An 18,056-nucleotide genomic window follows, 5' to 3' on the forward strand; every position below is an offset into this window, starting at 1 on the left:
CAAACGTGTCGGAGAGCTATTGAGCGCACTTAGGGGAGCTGAAATAACGATTGGCTTTTGACGATCGCGCTGTCGTCAGGAAACGTGTGAAATGCTTGGACAAGTAGGCTACGGTTTCGTGTTTCAAGATTGATGTAGCTAATCGCTCCCAGTGAAACTCGGCCACTGGAATCAAATGTGTGTAGCATTCCCTGGCGTTTGCCATCTTGAACAAGCTCCTGTTGAAATGTCCAAAAGACCTCCGGGTCTAATGGTTCCAACTGAAAACTCATCTGGTAAGCGCATCCGCCACGGCATTTGACGGTGTCAGATCGTTCGCCCTGCAGGCGATGGGACAGCAATCGACGTCGCTGAGGAAGTGGATGATTCGAGGCGGCAGCCACCTCCGTCAATGTTAACCCACCGTATGCCCAAGTGACCAAATGGCCCGCATTGGTAATTTGGATCTTTGCCTGGTAGCCGCCTCGCTCTACGACTCGTGTCTGATGAACTTCAAAAAGTTCAGGGTGGAGCACTCTTCCGTAGACTTGGAATAACAACTCGGCGACTTTTGGTCGAGCGACAGGCACGAAACAAACTCCTGAAACAAGGCCGTGATTGACCAACGCTTCCTGCTTGCAAAAAGGTTCCCTGGGGACGCCGTTGGCATCCGCTCAAGCTCCCATTATAAACGCGACGTGCGATGCCCACCAAGGGACATTCGCTGAATGAAGTTGAGTTCGGAAACTAACCATATAGAGGTATTGACATTTCTTCGTTAGTAAGTCGCAATCCATGCTTTCACGCGCCTGCGCTGACGTGTGGGGCCATGTTCCGGCGCGTGCGGGTAAACGCCATTTTGAATGGAAAAGTCGGTTCGCCTGATTGACAAAAAGGAATTCGCATGTTCTCCATCTTTGTAGCCTTCGAACTGCTGCAAAAAGCATATGGTGCTCAGCATTGGTGGCCCGGAGAGTCAGTCTTCGAAGTCATTGTGGGAACGATTCTGACGCAAAATACAAATTGGAAGAACGTTGAACGAGCGTTAGGAAATTTGCGTGATGAAAATCTACTTTGTGTAGACGGTATGCGGGATTTACCGACCACCGCATTGGCCGAATTGATTCGACCGGCCGGATACTACCGACAAAAGTCGAGACGTTTGCACAATTTCCTTCGTTTTCTTGATGAAACTTACGACGGGGATCTCGAATTGATGTTTGAGGAACCGGTCGACGAGCTTCGTGAAAAATTACTTTCGATTAATGGGGTTGGTCCTGAAACGGCTGACTCGATTTTACTCTATGCGGGCCAGCTACCTGCTTTTGTTGTCGATACTTACACGGCACGCGTGTTCAAGCGGCATGGCTGGAGCGAGGCCGAAGCCGATTACTATGCGTTGCAATCAGCGGCTGAGCAAGCGTTGCCGCGAGACGTGAAACTCTACAATGAGTTTCATGCGCTCATTGTGCAGGTCGGCAAGCTGCATTGCGGCAGAATACCCCAATGCGACGGCTGTCCGTTGCAATCGATTTTGCCGGCCAGCGGACCGCTCGACCCCTGCTCTTAAATGATTCTGCCGTGCGGGGGTATCCCGTGATGTTTCCGGTCGTGGGGTGAATCTCGCTTGGAACGCGAGTTGAGTGGGAGGGCGGCTGCAGCGATGTGAATCCTGCTTCTGTTGGCAGTCAGCTCGAAGTGTGACTTGCCGGGGAAAGATATCTTGCGAGTGCCGTTTGACAAGGTCAGAGTCCCTGGTGGATGATACAGTCAACTTGAAAACCACCTTTTCGATCGAGGTTGCGATGTCTTTGTTCGAGTCTCAAGAGCGCGAGAATCTCAACCGTGCCCAGCCACTTGCCGCGAGAATGCGGCCGCAGTCCTTGACGGAATTTGTAGGGCAGCAACATTTTCTTGCCGAAGGGAAATTGCTCCGTCGACTCCTGCAAGCCGATCGATTAGGTTCGGTGATTTTCTACGGGCCGCCGGGTACGGGGAAAACCACATTGGCGCAATTATTGGCCCAAGAATCTCGTTCACGTTTCAGTGAACTGAGTGCGGTGACGAGTGGGGTCAAAGACGTTCGTGCTGCTCTGCAAGCGGCCCAGGATGAACTTGCCACAGGCGGGCGACGGACGTTGTTGTTCATCGATGAAATCCACCGTTTTAATCGAGCACAGCAAGATGCGCTGTTGCACGATGTGGAAAACGGAGTCGTGATTTTGGTAGGTGCGACCACCGCGAATCCATTCTTCGCTGTCAATTCAGCGCTGGTCAGTCGTAGTCAGATCTTTCAGTTCGAACCGCTCGAGGCCGAGGACTTGAAGGATTTGCTGCAGCGCGCGTTGAAGGATTCTCGTCGTGGGTTGGGGTATATTCCCGTGGAAGTAGAGGAAGAGGCCTTGGAGTACCTTGCTGAAATTTCGGATGGAGACGCGCGCCGTGCCTTAGGCGCGTTGGAAATTGCGGTGCTTTCGAGTCCAGAACGTCCGGTGCGATTGACGCGTGAATTAGCTGCTGAGTCAGTGCAAAAAAAAGCCTTCGATTATGATGCAGCCGGCGATACGCATTATGATTGTGCTAGCGCACTCATTAAAAGTATTCGCGGTAGCGATGCGGACGCGGCGCTCTACTGGCTCGCTCGCATGCTTGAAGGAGGCGAGGATGTCCGCTTTTTGACGCGACGGCTTGTGATTCTTGCCAGTGAAGATGTCGGTAACGCGGACCCGCAAGCGTTGTCCTTGGCCGTTGCTGCCATGCAAGCCTGCGAATTTGTCGGTTTGCCCGAATGCCAACTAACGCTCTCGCAAACAGTCACTTATCTTGCCTGTGCTCCAAAATCAAATGCGGCTACGCGGGCGATCGCCGCGGCCCGAGCGGATGTGCAAAGTGGCCGAGTGCTTACCGTGCCGCGTCATCTGAGAGATCGTCATTATGCCGGAGCTGAGCAGCTTGATCATGGAACCGATTATCACTACGCCCACAACAGCGAAAATGGCATCGTGGCCCAGGATTATTTAGGGGTTGAGCGTGAATACTATCAGCCGGTTCACCGCGGCTTCGAGCTCGAACTTTCCGCACGACTCGTTCAGATTCGACGCGAACTGCGGGGCTCGCAAGAAGATTGAATTCATTGAGCCTGTTTGGCTCGAGACATGATGGCGACAATGACCGGATTGCTTCGGTCGTAGATGTGATCGATCAAACTCAAGAAGACGAAGCCGAGTCCGGCCAACGCGATCGCCAACAGCACATCTCCATTCATCTCCGTGGGGAGAATGTTTCTCCATTCCAAAGGAATCTCTTTGCCATGCCGATCGAGCCCGACGGAGAGAATTTGTTTGTAGGGCCAAATGCGCCGAAGGGAACCCACCATGAAACCCACCAGCAACGCGACCGTGGTGGTGTAGTATCGATTCAATAACCAACTCAGGAGACGGGTGAACAACAGCAAGCCCGTTACGGCGCCCAGACCCGCGGGTAGGATAACCTGCAGAAGGGTTGATCCGACTTTTGCAAAGTCAAGGTCGCGTGCTGCATCGATCAGGCTGGTTAAGGCGGTCACACAATAGGTGTACTGACCCAAAATCAGCAAAATGAATGAACCCGAAATGCCTGGCAGGATCATTGCGCAAATGGCAATCGCGCCACTTCCAAACAAAATGATTGGCGAATGTCCTGGATCAGCCGGCACGAGGCCGACCAACCAAAAGGCAAAGGCGGCTCCCAGCAGTAAGGTGGCTGCGGCCGGTAGGCTCCATTTCAATCGACCGGCCAAGGCAACAATCGAGGCAATGATCAAACCAAAGAAGAAGGCAAAGAGCAGTGATTCGTGATATTGCAAGAGATGGGATAACAATTCGGCAAGCGTACCAACAGCGGTGACGATCCCCAAACCCAGCGGTAGAAGAAATCGCCACGGGATGTTGTGAAACGCATTGCGCCATCGGAGTCGAAAAAAGTCGGTTAGCATGCCGAAATCAAAACATCGAATCGCTTGCAGTAGATTGGGATAGACGCCCAACACGAAGGCCATTGTCCCCCCTGATACTCCCGGAACGACATCGGCCGCACCCATACAAAGGCCTACGGAGAATAGGTAGGCAGGGTGGATTCGGGTGGGTGAGTGGCTTGCTGGGTTTGTCATGATTTCATGTTTCGGTCTACAAAATGTCGAACTAGCTCAAATTGGTGCCGCGATTGGGGCGATCCCAAAACACGGAAACTCTGCAAACCCATTAGTTTTACTGGGCGAGGGTTGCTTCAAAGCAGTTTTTCTCCTGAAGGGATCGTCAACGACTCCGCTCAAAGTTAACTGATTACGTAGCTTTTGCGAGGAGCCCTTTTATGGGAGCTTTGTTAATCTGTGTCGTCCCATGGGGTATGGCTGATGTTGACCCGGTATATTGCCCGACTACAATTTTGAGAGGATATTAGTTGCTGGCTGAAGACGGACGCTCTGTTTGCATCGGTGATGTTTGCTCGACGCTGGAAGACGGTTGATAAGAGGCAGTAACTTGTTTCCATGATTGGGATGGAATCCCAAAATACCCATTGAACGTGCAGGCTAGGCATGTATGTCCTTCGACGCAGGACGCGACTCGACATTTGGGCACCGGCCAAGTTGAACCTCTATCTTGAGGTGCTTGACCGCCGTGCGGATGGATTTCATGAAATTGAAACCCTCATGGTCTCCGTCTCTCTATTCGACCGACTGCGTTTGACTCCTTCCGACGACGGGAAGATCTCCCTTCGATGCCGTTGGGTGTCGGGGTATGGCGAGACTTCTGACCTTGGCGACCTTCCAACCGGCTCTGATAACTTGGTGATGCGAGCTTTAGATCGTTTGAGCGAAGCAAGCGGAGTTCAGCGTGGCCTGCAAGTTGAGCTGCAAAAACGAATTCCAACGTCAGCCGGGCTTGGTGGTGGCTCAAGTGACGCGGCTGCCGCGCTGATTGGCGCCAATCGGTTGTGGCAGCTGAATTGGTCGCGCGAACGGCTCACGGAAATCGCTGCTGAACTAGGCAGCGATGTGCCGTACTTTTTTTTCGGCAAGCCTGCGGTTTGTCGAGGGCGAGGCGAACAAATTGAACCGATCGAGAGCGAATTAAAACAGCACGTGGTGATCATCCGCCCACCAGAGGGCTTGTCGACGCCTGCCGTTTATAAACAAGTAGACTTATCTTCCCCTTCGAATCAAATTCAACCGACGCTCGCGTGTATGCAGGGTCGGCAGGTTCGGGATATTTCGCGACGCATGTTTAATCGGCTGCAACCAGCCGCGATTCGTGTGTCGCCATGGATTGGACGACTCCAACGTGAGTTCGATCGACTTGACGTGTTAGGCCATCAGATGAGTGGAAGCGGAAGCAGCTATTTTGGTTTCTGCCGATCGGCTCGACACGCAAGACGCATCAGCTCAATGCTTCGTGCGCGATGCCCGGGCAGGGTTTTTGAAGTTACGACCCTGCCTGGCAGTCAGCGATGCATCGTTGAGGCGAGCAAAAACTAGGAGGCTGGGCCGTGGAAATTACTGAAGTTCGAATCAAATTGATGGAAGACACTGACGACCGTCTACAAGGGTTTTGTTCCGTTACATTTGATGACTGCTTTGTGGTTCGTGATCTCAAAATCATCGAAGGATCCAACGGTCCTTTTGTTGCGATGCCTAGCCGCAAGCTCACCGGTCACTGTCCGAAATGCGGATGCAAGAATCATTTGCGAGCAGCTTTTTGCAATCAATGTGGATTGCGATTGAAGGATGACTTAGCGGTCAAAGATCAGGACGGACGTGCCAAGTTGTATGCGGACATCGCTCACCCGATCAATTCTGCTTGTCGGGAAATGATTCAGCAAAGAGTGATTGCAGAGTATCGGAAAGAGCAAGAACGAGCCAAAGAGCCTGACTACGTCTCTCGGTACGACGACTACTATGAATGCGAAGACAAGTCGGCTGCCAAGTTGCCAGAAAAGATGCACGCGGAACCGGCGTCCAGCGAGCCTCGTGCACCGCACTCCATGCCGGCTCGAAGGCCGGCGAGTCGGGAGCAGGTTGAACCGCAGGGCAGAGATGATTTCGGGGCCGGAATCTTTTAGCGGGGCTGGTAGCTTTTCGAGTGAGTGCGCTATTACGGATCGCTGTTGCGGGTGGCGACTTGCGATCTTTCGATGGGGCGGAATGGACAAACGCCCACCCGATCTTACAAGGGGACAGCTTAATGGTCCCCTTGCGCCTATGACTTGCATGTCATTTGATCATAGCTCATAGGCGATCCGTGCCTTGGCGGTTTACCAGTCCATGCGTTTGCGACGGCGACGATGCATGCCTCGCAAACGTTCTGGAGTTTTGGCCCGTTTTAAATTGTGTGCGGGTCGTTTCAGTTTTTTGAATGGACGTTCGTCACGTGCATCGGTCGAGCTGTCGTCATGCTCTTCGTCGTCATGTCTGTGCGTAGATGAATTCATGTCATCTCCTTCGTTCAAAAGACGAACACCGTGCAGTTCGACTTGTCGGTCGTTTTGCTCGGTATGTTTACTTCAATACTTGTCCGAAGTGGTCTCCGTTCAGTACGCCGTTTGGAATCTGTTTGTGATCAGCTGTGCTTGTTCACACAGCAGCGAGATCTCATCGACTTGGTCGATGGAGATGCCCGGCAAATAGAGCCAAACACCAAGCTGACGAGCCCATATTTCCTCTTTTGGATCCCTCTCATGGCCACACACTGCCAGTAACATGCTTGGAGTTGCCGCTAATGTTTGGCACAGTTCGCGGAATCCGGATGATGTTTGGCCGTGGTGGTCAAGGTCGACCCACGCCATTTGAAATTTGGCTCGGCGAGCAGCGGTCGTGGCGTTCTGAGCATCAGCGCAGACTACGGTGTCCCAACCCGCTTGAGTGGCTGCATCTGAAAGAAATTCGCGTTTTGCTTGGACCGTCGAAGCGACCAAGCAATGAGCCGCGGTTGTCTTTGTCTGCGCGGCCGCAAATTGCTCTTTCGATACGTCTCTCACCGGATCTAAGGACGTTGTCCTAGTCCTTATAGTACTCATAACTACAGACCTGCTTTCCAGTAAACCCCCTGCTGCTTCAATCATTATTTTCCTCAACGAGCCGAACGTCTCTGCACGTCAGTAGGACGCCAGATGTTGTTCAACTGTAATCGTTATTTCGACAAGCGATATCTCTCCCATCTCATCCCAGCAACGAATCGAACGATACTCCAACCACGTCGCGCAAGATCATGTTCGCCGCCGTGTCGTAAGCTAATTCGACCGATCAGCAGACATCGCTTTCGCTGTGAATGTTTCGTGGCTTCGTTGTGGTTTTGTTGGGAGAATTACCAGTTGATTTTCTTCGACCGTCGCCGATGAATTCCATTGAATTGATCTGGCGCCTTCGCTCGCCGTCGTGCTGCGTTTCGCGAGCGACGCTCATGACTCGGCGGATTCACTCGCTTGCGACTTTCACCTGAGCGATAATCGAAATCGTTGTCGTCATAACTCGAATTCTCAGCGTTCATTTACACTTCCTTTCTCTCGGTGGGGTAACCCAGTACCTTCACTAACAGTCGCTTTCCAAAATGGTTGAGAGTTACGCTTTCATACACATCTTCCACGCACCTTTCGCCCGGTTGGCGAAAGGGTCGCGTCACGTGTGTACGTTCGGCGCACTCGCAATTTCGGATGCGATCCGTACGTCAACACGACCTCCCTTGAAGCAAGGACATCGTCCTTCTCTAGATCGACTCCCCAATGCAAGCACGGTGCCAAAGCCAGCAGTTAGAAATTGGTTTCGACGGTAAACCGTTTGAGGATTCGGTGTTCCCGATTCCAAGAGGCAGCTACGTTCAGTTTGGGGCAGGCAAGAGCGTCACACTGTTTTGGTGAGCTAGCAGAGTGCTGTTGGGTCGCTAAGCGATGTTGCTGAAACAAGTTGTGCGACGATTATGCGCGTTGGTGAAATGCCACTATTGTGGTGACTCGAACTCAGGGTGGTTTCGAAGAGTGTAGTCGCTCTCTATTGCTTAAATTGCCAGGCTTGACCGTCGCTAATTTGAGCAGCGGAACAACGCATCGGAAGCGAGTTCTTTGGCTCTCTTGATCGGGCCGAGATCCGTCTATGACTCAATTAAAAAAACGAGGCAACCCCAGTTCGTGACTGAGGCTGACTCGTTCATTGAGCCAATTCGAGCGCAGAGGTGTCCCTACCAGGGACCGCGAACCGGATAGATTCCGAACTGGGTAGTGTCCCAGGGGAAGACGGGCGTGGGGGCCGTCATACCGGAGTTTGGTAGGGCATAGGGTCTGCCGAATTGGTGGTTAATTGGTGACATTCGGGTACGTCCGACGCCCCAAGCATACTCGGTCTGCATATTAACCGTGGGCGGCAAGATCAGAGCCACGGGACGTCCCCATTCGACATTCTGATAAGGGCCGTGCCACGAGCTGCTGGCGTTATACCAACGGGCAGCTCGATCATATTGAACGTAGCCACCCGCCCAGGCGGTCGTCGTCAATGCACTACTTGCAGCGACGAGCGTAAAGAGAAGTACGGCATATCGTTTCATGGACATCACCCCATGCGGAAAAACAACGGGTAAACAATTATTAACGCGGCAGTCGGAATACGTTTCGGACGCCTTTCACGGCAGTGAGAACGGGTGTTCCTTGCCATTTGACTTTTGTGCGATTGAGCCCCATGCCGTTGTTGTAGTACTGGTGGTAGCTGCGATGGTGTTTGTAGAGCCATTCGTGCGGCATCAACGGTTGGTAGGTCACATAGGTATGTCCTACCAAATTGGGCGTGGGGTAGGGGGCCGGGTAGGCGGCGGCAGGAGAGCCACAGTTGTTGGGCACGTAATAGTTGTAAAACAGGTCAGGCTGGGATTGTTCTGTGTAGGGTAGGTACCAGTGGTCCCGCTTACTCGCACAGCTCCCAAACGGTGCACAGGCAGCTCCGTGGCCGCAGGAACCGTTGCCGCAATAGGTGCCCCCATACTCGTGGGTCACGCCACTAAGGCTTCCTTCGCTGCCGGCAACGCAGTTGGGGCAATTTTGTGCCGCGGCGGTTCCGGCGAGAGCTGCGGTGAGTGATAACAAGCATGCACCTACAAAGTGCCAATTGCCACAATGCATGGTCCGATTCCTTTGGTCACAGTCAGGCGAGGCTCCAACGAAAGGGCTGGCAAGCCGAGGATTTCGTCGAGGTCGTCAGTGGTGGGGTAGTAGGGTGGGATGGTCGCGGCCTGCGGCGGGAGTTTCCAGACGGAGGCCTGCTAGATGGTGTCGGTTCGATCACCCGGTAGGGGTGAGTCTTTATTTGCGAGTTGATCGAACTGAGCTGATTGTTTTGGTCCTTTGACGTGGCTTCGGCCAAGCCGACTGGGAACCGGCTATCCTTGTCGGTATAATCTGCCCAATCGTTACCGAGTCGAGGGGCTCCACCGTTTCCGGTGAGAGCTTCAGGCGGTCCAATGGCCGTCACTTCGAGAGATTCCAAATCCCGTTTCCGGTCCTCCGTTGCCGGTTGTGAAGGAGTACGAACGTTGCCTCCCGCCAGAGCCAAAAAAACGCTCCGGTCATCGCCTACTGCTGCTAGTAAGTCGGCGAAGAATTCGGAATCGAATGGCAATCGGCCATCGGGCCGTCGCCGTCGCGCGACGGCCGAATCGATGGCGAAGTCTCAGCGCGATATCTCCGTGAGTGAGTTTTTTGCCAAGAACCGACATCTGCTTGGTTTCGACAATCCTCGCAAAGCGTTGTTGACCACGGTCAAGGAGGCCGTTGACAATTCACTTGATGCTTGTGAAGAGGCAGGTATCCTTCCAGAGATCTGGGTTCATATCCAACAAGAGGGTCCCCAACGCTACAAGGTGGCTATTCAAGATAACGGGCCGGGGATTTTGAAAAAGCAGATTCCACTGATCTTTGGCAAGCTGCTGTATGGATCCAAATTCCATCGTTTGCGCCAGAGTCGTGGACAGCAGGGGATTGGAATTAGCGCAGCCGGGATGTATGGCGTGCAAACCACCGGCAAGCCCGTCAAGATTATTTCGAAGGTGTCCAAACGCAAGCCGGCACATTATTACGAAATTCAAATCGATACAAAAAAGAACAAGCCGGAGATCCTCAACGGTCGTGGTGAGGGTGTCGACATTCCACCTGGTGAAAAGGGAGCGAAGTACTTCGAGAAACATGGCATCGAGTGGGTTGATTCTGATCATGGAACTCGAGTCACGATTGAACTTGAATCTCGTTATCAACGTGGTCGTGGTAGTGTTGATGAGTATTTGGAACAGACTGCAATTGCCAATCCGCATGTGACTTTGCACTTTCTTGACGCGGACGATAACTCGAGGGACTATTTGCGTTCGACGGAGTTTCTACCGCCCGAACCCAAAGAGATTAAGCCGCATCCGTATGGCGTCGAACTGGGGCGTTTGGCTGCGATGCTTAAGGATACTTCCGAGCCAACGCTCTCGTCATTCCTGACATCGAGTTTCTCACGAGTCAGCGCATCCGTTGCACGTCGTGTCTGCCAAACCGCCAAGTTGAGTACGCGCGCAAGAACGACTCGAATTGGGCAACGTGAAGCTGATTCGCTCTATCAGGCCATTCAGAACACGAAGATTTCCAATCCTTCCACCGATTGCATCTGCCCGATTGGCGAGGAGCTTATTCTCAAAGGCTTACGGCACGTTGTTCCGGGGGAGTTTTATACGGCGGCAACGCGCCCGCCATCCGTCTATCGAGGTAACCCGTTTCAAATTGAAGTCGGACTCGCCTACGGTGGAGAGGCGCCTACCAAACGGGTCGACAAAGAGCTGTTGGAAGAATTGTTGGACGAAACGGATGTTCGCACGGTTCGCCAGTTTCTGATCACCACATTCAATGGACTTGGTGCCGAAAGTGCTGAGAAAATCATAAAGGCATCTGGTGTGAGTTCGCGGCAAACTACGCGAGGTTTGTCCCCGAAAGAAGTTGATGCGCTCCTCCATGCGATGCAGACAATCAATATTAGCGAAGGGCAGGCGATGGAAGTCCTTCGCTTGGCAAACCGGGTGCCCTTGCAGTTTCAACATGCGGCCTGTGCGATCACGCAAACCGTAATGTCGACCAACTGGCGCAGTTATGGCCTGAATCAATCTCGCAACAGTTTGCCAAGAGGCCCTGTCACGTTGATGGTTCATGTTGCCAGTGTCTGGGTTCCCTTTACCAGTGAGTCCAAGGAAGCGGTTGCGGCCTATCCCGAGATCCAAAAGGAATTACGTCTCGCGTTGCAATCCGCTGGCAGAAAACTGGGCATGTATTTGCGACGACGTAATCGAGTGCGGCAAGAAGGAGAACGTCGTAACACGTTTCTTCGATACCTTGGGGAGGTGGCCGGAGCCGTGAGCGAAATTAATGGTGTTGATCGACAACACCTGTATGAGCAATTGGTGAAAGTTGCCAAAAGACAAACTGCGGAGGCAGACGTGCAGTATGACGATCGGGGCGAACGAGTTGAAGAAGTTTCAGCCGACTTCGGTGAAAATGTGCTGATTGTTCAACCCGAAGATCAATTAGCCGGTATTAATCGCGTTAAGAACAATCCCAGCGAGGCAGAATCTGTCGAGCCGGAGATCGAAACTACGAAGGAAAAAGAGTCCGCGGTCAAAGCGAAGCCTCAAAAGAAAACAAAGCCTAAAGTAAAACCGAAGGCTTCGGTGGCACGGCCGCGCCGGCCGAAGGCCAAACGCAGCTCCCGTTAGTTGTCTCGGATCCGCAATAGGATAAACATACCATGGCAAAACGTAAGGTCGTCCGAAAAAAATCCGCCACCGCCGAGCCGAAGAAAAAGTCGACTGGCGATAAGGTCACCAAAAGCGACCGAGAAACGCTCGAGTCATTGGCCGGCTTGGCAAATAGTGTGGTACGTGCCGCCGACCGACGCCGTGATCTGCATATCGATATTCCGTCACGCACCCTGTCAAATGTGAAATACAGTCCCCGGAAACGCATTATTGAGATGGGGACCAATACGAACCGACGACAACTGTTTAATCTGTCTCAGGCAAAAGCCTACATGCAAACGATGTTGGTCGGTAGCGGCTGTAAACGATTGATTGAGCAAGGAAAGACCACCAGCATTCGTGGACTCTTCTATCTCTTGAAACATACCATCGAGGGCACCAAGGAGGAGACCTTCGGAGATCAGTCCGAATGCGATCCCATCATTGAAGATGTAGAAGTACTGCTGGATAGCCTGCGCGAAGAACTGCATCTTTATGCCTCCAATCGTGGTACGATCGTGGGGCCGATCACGTTGGTCGACAGTGGCGATACGATCGATTGCTCAAGAATGGGGTCCGGGGGGTACAGCATCCCGTCAATCGTCGAACCAGAAACGATGCAATTTCTGAAGTGCGATGCCAAATTCGTATTGCATGTCGAAAAAGATACTGTTTGGCGAAGATTCAACGAAGATAAATTCTGGAGGAAATACAACTGTCTGCTCACGCACGGGCAAGGACAACCTCCCCGCGGTGTTCGGAGACTTCTCTATCGGTTGAACAACGAACTCAAACTGCCTGTTTATTGCTTGCTCGATAATGATCCGTGGGGGTACTACATCTACAGCGTGCTCAAACAAGGGTCAATCAATCTCGCGTTTGAGTCGCGTCGAATGGCGATCCCAGAAGCGAAATTTCTCGGGCTGCGAAGTATCGATTTCGAACGTTGCGACCTTTCTGAGAGCGTCAGGATTATGATGAACGACAATGATCGAAAACGGGCCCAACAGATTGCCAACTATCCGTGGTTCGAAAAGAAGCGTGAATGGCAAAACGAAATCAAGAAAATGATCAAGAATGACTTTAAGCTTGAAGTCGAAGCGTTGATCAGCAAAGACATCAGTTACGTTACCGAAGTCTACGTGCCGGAACGGCTCAAGAAAAAAGATTGGCTCGATTGATGATGTGGGATTTCATCCGTTTCTTTACTTCCAGGCTCAATCATGTCCGATTTAAATGATCTTGAAGGTTTTCACGCCATTCTCACGATTCCCGTGTTATGGGGTGATATGGATGCATTTTCTCACGTCAACAGCACTCGCTACTTCTGTTGGATGGAGGCATCACGGATTGCCTACCTCGAGTTGGTTGGCATGGGAGAATCGATGCAACGCAAGGGGTGGGGCCCTATTCTCGCTGCCGTTAATTGCAACTATCGAAGGCAGGTGACCTATCCCGATACTATTTTTGTCGGCGCTCGTGTTCGAGAAGTAGGGCGATCGAGCGTCGCAATCGAGCATCGGCTCATTAGCGAGCAGCTTGGCACGATCTGTGCGGAAGGTGAATCCAAAATTGTGATGTTCGACTACAATAGCCAAAAGTCGATGCGTGTCACGGATGAAATTCGAGCGGCAATTAATGCGATGCAATCAGAAAGTAAATGAACTCTGGTTTGAGGGAAAAATGACTACCGCCTCTGTGTTACGTATTGAGGGTGAGCTCGCTTCGCCCTGTGAATTTAGTCTTGATGACCTTCGCCAGCTCGACCCCGTTTGGCAAGTAAAAGATGTGACGCGTTTGGGTGCTCGGCGCGGTGGAGATGCTGTGCGACTGGCTGGCTTGCTGGCGGCGGTTGGTTCGCGCGAAGCGGTCACTCACCTTGGATTGCACGGCAGTCGGGATGATTTTCATGCCAGCATTCCACTGCAACCCGTCAAGGAATCGGCGATTATTATCTATCAACGTGATGGTCAGCCGTTGGATGTGGCTGCCGGCGGACCGTTTCGTTTTTTTATTCCAAATCATTCCGCTTGTCACACGAGCGAGATTGACGAATGTGCCAACGTCAAATTCCTTGACCGAATCGAACTCACCGTCGGTAAGGGTTACGATAACCGTCCTCAAGATGATGAAGAACATGCGAAGTTGCATGAACAGGAAGAATGAAAAGTGCTGATGATGCACCGTTGTGCCACCAGCTGTCGACTTGGTTTTCTTGCACTGCGATCGGAACAAGAGTGAAGCTATGAAACCGCCATTTATTGGGACCGTCTGCCTGCTCTTGCTGGGGTGTATCGTGAGTCCCGCGCGGGGGCAGGCCGCCAAAGTGCTGCAATGGCAATTAGAGCCCGATCAGCAATACCGCCTTGTTGTCGATTGGAGTTCGCAACACGTGCTGGCGGATTCGACTGTGACCAATAGCACCAAGTGTGATTTGATTTGGGCCGTCAAGTCAGTTGATGCCGAGGGGCAATTTGAAATATCCCAAACGTTAGCCAATGTCAGGCAAAGCGTGCAAATGAATGATGGGGCAATGTTTCAATATGACTCCACATCGGACGCCGAAACGACGGGGACAACCGCGTATCTGGCGAACTACTGGAAGCCTCTGCTGGGAGGTCAACGTGAATTTAAAATGTCGCCACAGGGAAAAGTGACGGATTCAGAGGCCGCCAACAGTTTGGCTCCAACGGACAATGCATTGGTCAGTCGTGCTTTTGGACGCGATGGGTGGCGAACGGCCGTTCGCCAAGGTAGCGTTGTCTTTCCGCCTGAAGGGCTCGTTCCCAATCAGACGTGGACTGAGTCACAGACGGTTGTTTTGCCCACTGATGGTGGTAGGCTCGCCGTGACTCGCGCCTACACCTATCTAGGGCAGGCGAAGCAGGAAGGCTCCGAAACGTTGTTTGAACAAATCAAAGTCGAGAATCAATTTGAAATCGAATCCGATGAGGGCAAACCATTCTCGATCAAGGTCGTGCAGCAGAACGGTACGGGTGAGATCTTATTTGACGCGCTGACCGGTCGATTGGTGAAATCCAAATTTGACCAGACCTTGAAATTGCGTAACCGTTCCAAGCAGCGTGAGGTAGAGTCCCAGTTGACGATCAGCTTCGAGCTGAGTTTTCAGACTCTCCCGAAGGTTGAGGCTACTGCAGGCGACAATTCACCTTCGGCCAATTCACCCTGATTCAAAGTGGATTGCCTAGATCGTCGAGAGTGATGACCAGCCCATGTAGATGGCAAACCGCAGCCCGAGAATCAGGCCGCCCACGACGACGGATCCCAACGCCGCGACCAAAACCGCTGCAGAACCGATGTCCAAGGCATCTCGGATATGAGAGTTGTGTTCTAACGTGATCGCTCGTGCGATTGTTTCGAGAGCTCCGTTGATCAGTTCAGCAGCAATCACAATTGTGATGCAAAGCACCAATACGCACCATTCGATCGTGGTGACTCGCAGTTGGGCCGCAGCTGCGAGGACAAAGCAGGCCATCGGCAAATGCACGAAAAAGCTTGATTGTCCTTGACTACCAATTCGCAAGCCGCGGAAGGCGCAGAGAAATTTGTGGGACCAGCTTGAGTTTCTTTTAGCTTGGTTCATGGCTACTTGCTCGTTGGCGAATGACCGTCAGAGGGCAAACGCATGTTGAAGGGGCTCTATTCTAGTCCTTCGACTCCCACGGGGGGGATTTGGATGCCGCCGATACGACTCAATTGACCAGGCAGGAAGCGCGGTTCAATTGTGAAGCCTACACCAAAGTTGTCTCGACTGCGGTCATAGTTGAAGCCCATTCCAACCAAGAACGATTCTCCGACACGAACGATCTGTCCACGCTGTCCAATGTTTCCAGTGTTTCCTAGATCGAAGGAGCTTCCGTAGTTCACAATCCATTTTTGACTGAGCCGGTAATTGGTCGAGCCGAAAATCACGGTGCTTTCAAAAGGCCCTCGCACTCCTCGGACGCCGCCCACATAGTTGACTTTGCCGGGACGACTGACAACTCCCTTGATCGAAGCGGTTTGCAAGCCATCTGAAAAGAAATCGAATTGACCGTCAGACACAACACTAACGCGATCGCCAAGGTTCCAAATAAAGTCATAGTTGACGAGTCCTACAGACGCACCAAAGTTGTCGCGGTCGGCCTTCGGATAGAAGAAGCCTCCCACGTTGAGTGTGATGTAGTCGATCACTCGTTGGCTGCCAGGCAGACCGCGTTTCGTTTGCCAACGTTGTCTCGCGTTGACTTCAAAGATCATCAAGTCATCCGCGACTTCAGTACTCGGGGAAGTGACCGATCTCTGCAAACCGGAGCGAAGAGCATAAGACCGTTCGTCGAACTCGAATGGTACGTCGCCACCCGCCACACCACCGAACGTATCGAAGAAGAACCGACGGCGGAAAAACTCGATCGAATCGTCATCCAGCTCGTCGTACAGCGGTAGTTTGTCGAGGTTGAGATTCGCGTCAGCCCAGAAGAAATCGCCTTCTAAAATGATCTTGTGTGCTAAACCGTTTAGGTTGAATAGCGTGCTGCGAATGTTCGGATTCACGCGCCAGAACGGTACGCTCGAGCGAATTCCGATTTGACCAAAAAGTCGATTCGCTTCGTTGCCTGCTAAATCTTCCTTCCAGTAAGCGGCTTCTCCCAAGACGTAAGGGACGATCTTCATCGGTCCGACGGCCAATGGCATCGACAACTCATTGCGGCTCGCTGCCCGAAGTCCCTCACGCTCGAATTCCCAGGCCAGTGGGTCAAACTTCATCTGGTCGGCGAGGTTCTGGGGTGGGACGGCTGTCTGAAGCTTGGGATAGCCGACATTCGTGTGACTTGTCCAAGTAAAGTTGTTACCGAGAACTGGCTGGCCGATCAAATACTGGTCAAACCGGGGGAGCCACTCCGTCTGAGTGAAGAAGTCATTGAGACGTGCTTCCGACCAAATCGCCCAAGAGTGGTTCTCAACTCGCTTGCGAAGCCCGATTCTTGTCGATTGATCTTTTTCGTCGTCCCATTCCTCTTCGTAGTATTGTTCCAAGAAGTTGCGGTCGCTGATGTAACCCAGTTCGAGTGTGAACTGGAGATTGTGATGTAGCTCATGCCGGTGACGAGCCAAGACGCGACCTCGGTTCTCTGTTTCCAAGGGAACCATGCGACGACCTTTACCAAGATTGTCGAATCCCCTGTCGTGAATGCCCCAGGCATCGAAGAAACCATAGGTGTGACCGTCATGTCGTAGAAATCGATTGCGATCGTATTGGACATTGGTTCCCAGTCCAAAACCTCGTTTGCTCAAATAATCGAGCGAACCTGTCCATGTGGTCCCCGCGGGAGCTCGCCGAATGCCGAACAATTGAAAGAGATTAATGTCGGTTTCAACCTGAGTGCCAAAGACTTGATCGTTGCGAATTGCCAGAGCTTCGAGATAGAAGGAGGGGCGATCGAGATCGCCCGCTAGAAATGGCCAGTAGAAGATTGGCTGGCCGCCAAGATAGACTAAGTTGTTTCGCGAGCTGATGCGCTTTTCGCCGACAGGTTCTACCTCGTCAAATAGACTCGAGTTCACGACCGATGGACCAATCGGTCCTGGAGCGTCTTGGAATGTGAAACGTCCTGACTGTAACCAATAGCCGGGCACGCCGAGACGACTCGTTGTTAAAGCACCGTTGAAACCTTGGAAATTGTATTTGTCGACCTGTTGTAAGACCTCAGCCTTCAGCCGAATCAATCCCTTGTATCCAGGAATTGGAGTAAGCAGTTCGCTGTTCAAGACGACGCCACGTTCTTCCTGGACGTTGTAATACATGCGATCTGCATAGATCACGCGATCGCCCTGGCGAAAGACAATGTTTCCTTCGAGATAAAGCTCCAAGGGGACGTTTTCGGTTTGCGTGTCACCGCCTTGGAGGTCGGGTAGTGAGTTGGCGGGAGTCCAGATCACCAGACGGTCAGTGGAGATGTCCACGGTATCCAGTTGTTGGACGTTGTCGATGATGATGTTAACGCCTGAATCAATCACACCAATCCGTTCCAAGCCGTCATCACTCGGGAACCAACGTGCCTGCCATCTCACACTGCTGCGGGGGAACACTCGAATTCTTTGTTGAGCCGGTCCCGCGACTGGACTCGGATTGCCTTGTGGAATGGCTTCCGATTTAGGATCTCCTCGCAATACGCTCGGTAGATTAAGCTGCGGTAACTCAATGGGAAGTTGGGCGCTCGCAGTTGCCGTCAACCATGATCCGATTAGCAGCAGGCTGAATCTGGAGTGGCGCAGCATTGGCCCGATGCGCTGAATCCGCGCAAT

The 18,056-nt window shown here is 52.4% G+C and carries 18 protein-coding genes; 9 read left to right on the plus strand and 9 right to left on the minus strand.

Annotated elements, in window-relative coordinates; all coding sequences use genetic code 11:
• Positions 1-29: 29 nt before the first annotated feature.
• Positions 30-569 carry a DUF2617 family protein gene (locus P8N76_14270; GenBank protein MDG2382830.1) on the minus strand — a complete coding sequence of 180 codons (540 nt, stop codon included), beginning with the start codon at positions 567-569 and terminating at the stop codon, positions 30-32.
• Between the two features lie 314 nt (positions 570-883).
• On the opposite strand from P8N76_14270, the gene P8N76_14275 reads away from it, so the two are divergent.
• Together P8N76_14275 and P8N76_14280 are read left to right on the plus strand one after the other, a co-directional pair.
• Complete coding sequence (locus P8N76_14275; protein ID MDG2382831.1) at positions 884-1,549, plus strand: endonuclease III domain-containing protein; 666 nt, start codon at positions 884-886, stop codon at positions 1,547-1,549.
• Between the two features lie 235 nt (positions 1,550-1,784).
• A complete protein-coding gene (locus P8N76_14280) occupies positions 1,785-3,107 on the plus strand; it encodes a replication-associated recombination protein A (protein ID MDG2382832.1) in 1,323 nt (440 codons plus the stop codon).
• 2 nt (positions 3,108-3,109) lie between these two features.
• Here the strand turns inward: P8N76_14280 and P8N76_14285 are convergent, their stop codons facing one another.
• Positions 3,110-4,126 carry a DUF368 domain-containing protein gene (locus tag P8N76_14285; protein ID MDG2382833.1) on the minus strand — a complete coding sequence of 339 codons (1,017 nt, stop codon included), beginning with the start codon at positions 4,124-4,126 and terminating at the stop codon, positions 3,110-3,112.
• A 426-nt stretch (positions 4,127-4,552) separates the two neighbouring features.
• On the opposite strand from P8N76_14285, the gene P8N76_14290 reads away from it, so the two are divergent.
• Both P8N76_14290 and P8N76_14295 read left to right on the plus strand, forming a co-directional pair.
• A complete protein-coding gene (locus P8N76_14290) occupies positions 4,553-5,491 on the plus strand; it encodes a 4-(cytidine 5'-diphospho)-2-C-methyl-D-erythritol kinase (GenBank protein ID MDG2382834.1) in 939 nt (312 codons plus the stop codon).
• 11 nt (positions 5,492-5,502) lie between these two features.
• Positions 5,503-6,075 carry a SpoVG family protein gene (locus P8N76_14295; GenBank protein ID MDG2382835.1) on the plus strand — a complete coding sequence of 191 codons (573 nt, stop codon included), beginning with the start codon at positions 5,503-5,505 and terminating at the stop codon, positions 6,073-6,075.
• 192 nt (positions 6,076-6,267) lie between these two features.
• Here the strand turns inward: P8N76_14295 and P8N76_14300 are convergent, their stop codons facing one another.
• The 5 genes from P8N76_14300 to P8N76_14320 form a co-directional block, all read right to left on the minus strand.
• Positions 6,268-6,444 carry a hypothetical protein gene (locus P8N76_14300; GenBank protein MDG2382836.1) on the minus strand — a complete coding sequence of 59 codons (177 nt, stop codon included), beginning with the start codon at positions 6,442-6,444 and terminating at the stop codon, positions 6,268-6,270.
• A 99-nt stretch (positions 6,445-6,543) separates the two neighbouring features.
• Positions 6,544-7,029: a hypothetical protein gene (locus P8N76_14305; protein MDG2382837.1), complete on the minus strand. Its 486-nt coding sequence runs from the start codon at positions 7,027-7,029 to the stop codon at positions 6,544-6,546.
• A gap of 287 nt (positions 7,030-7,316) precedes the next feature.
• Positions 7,317-7,499 carry a hypothetical protein gene (locus P8N76_14310; GenBank protein ID MDG2382838.1) on the minus strand — a complete coding sequence of 61 codons (183 nt, stop codon included), beginning with the start codon at positions 7,497-7,499 and terminating at the stop codon, positions 7,317-7,319.
• Positions 7,500-8,183: 684 nt separating this feature from the next.
• A complete protein-coding gene (locus tag P8N76_14315; protein MDG2382839.1) occupies positions 8,184-8,546 on the minus strand; it encodes a hypothetical protein in 363 nt (120 codons plus the stop codon).
• A 40-nt stretch (positions 8,547-8,586) separates the two neighbouring features.
• Positions 8,587-9,114 carry a hypothetical protein gene (locus tag P8N76_14320; GenBank protein ID MDG2382840.1) on the minus strand — a complete coding sequence of 176 codons (528 nt, stop codon included), beginning with the start codon at positions 9,112-9,114 and terminating at the stop codon, positions 8,587-8,589.
• Positions 9,115-9,452: 338 nt separating this feature from the next.
• Here P8N76_14320 and P8N76_14325 point away from each other — a divergent pair, with 338 nt between their 5' ends.
• The 5 genes from P8N76_14325 to P8N76_14345 all read left to right on the plus strand — a co-directional run bounded on the left by P8N76_14325 (position 9,453) and on the right by P8N76_14345 (position 14,940).
• Complete coding sequence (locus P8N76_14325) at positions 9,453-11,729, plus strand: DNA topoisomerase VI subunit B (GenBank protein ID MDG2382841.1); 2,277 nt, start codon at positions 9,453-9,455, stop codon at positions 11,727-11,729.
• Between the two features lie 32 nt (positions 11,730-11,761).
• Positions 11,762-12,931, plus strand: a complete 1,170-nt coding sequence (locus tag P8N76_14330; GenBank protein ID MDG2382842.1) for a DNA topoisomerase IV subunit A — start codon at positions 11,762-11,764, stop codon at positions 12,929-12,931.
• A gap of 42 nt (positions 12,932-12,973) precedes the next feature.
• On the plus strand, positions 12,974-13,414 hold the full coding sequence (locus tag P8N76_14335) for a thioesterase family protein (GenBank protein ID MDG2382843.1): 441 nt from the start codon (positions 12,974-12,976) through the stop codon (positions 13,412-13,414).
• Between the two features lie 19 nt (positions 13,415-13,433).
• The gene (locus P8N76_14340) at positions 13,434-13,916 is read left to right on the plus strand and encodes a molybdopterin-dependent oxidoreductase (protein ID MDG2382844.1); all 483 of its coding nucleotides are present in this window, start codon (positions 13,434-13,436) and stop codon (positions 13,914-13,916) included.
• A 79-nt stretch (positions 13,917-13,995) separates the two neighbouring features.
• The gene (locus tag P8N76_14345) at positions 13,996-14,940 is read left to right on the plus strand and encodes a hypothetical protein (protein MDG2382845.1); all 945 of its coding nucleotides are present in this window, start codon (positions 13,996-13,998) and stop codon (positions 14,938-14,940) included.
• Positions 14,941-14,955: 15 nt separating this feature from the next.
• On the opposite strand, the gene P8N76_14350 is transcribed toward P8N76_14345, so the two are convergent.
• Together P8N76_14350 and P8N76_14355 are read right to left on the minus strand one after the other, a co-directional pair.
• Entirely contained in the window at positions 14,956-15,354 is a 399-nt protein-coding gene (locus P8N76_14350) for a diacylglycerol kinase (protein MDG2382846.1), read from the minus strand.
• Between the two features lie 56 nt (positions 15,355-15,410).
• Positions 15,411-18,029, minus strand: a complete 2,619-nt coding sequence (locus P8N76_14355) for an organic solvent tolerance protein OstA (protein MDG2382847.1) — start codon at positions 18,027-18,029, stop codon at positions 15,411-15,413.
• Positions 18,030-18,056: the final 27 nt, after the last annotated feature.

It is taken from the genome of Pirellulaceae bacterium (assembly GCA_029243025.1).
GTDB lineage: Bacteria > Planctomycetota > Planctomycetia > Pirellulales > Pirellulaceae.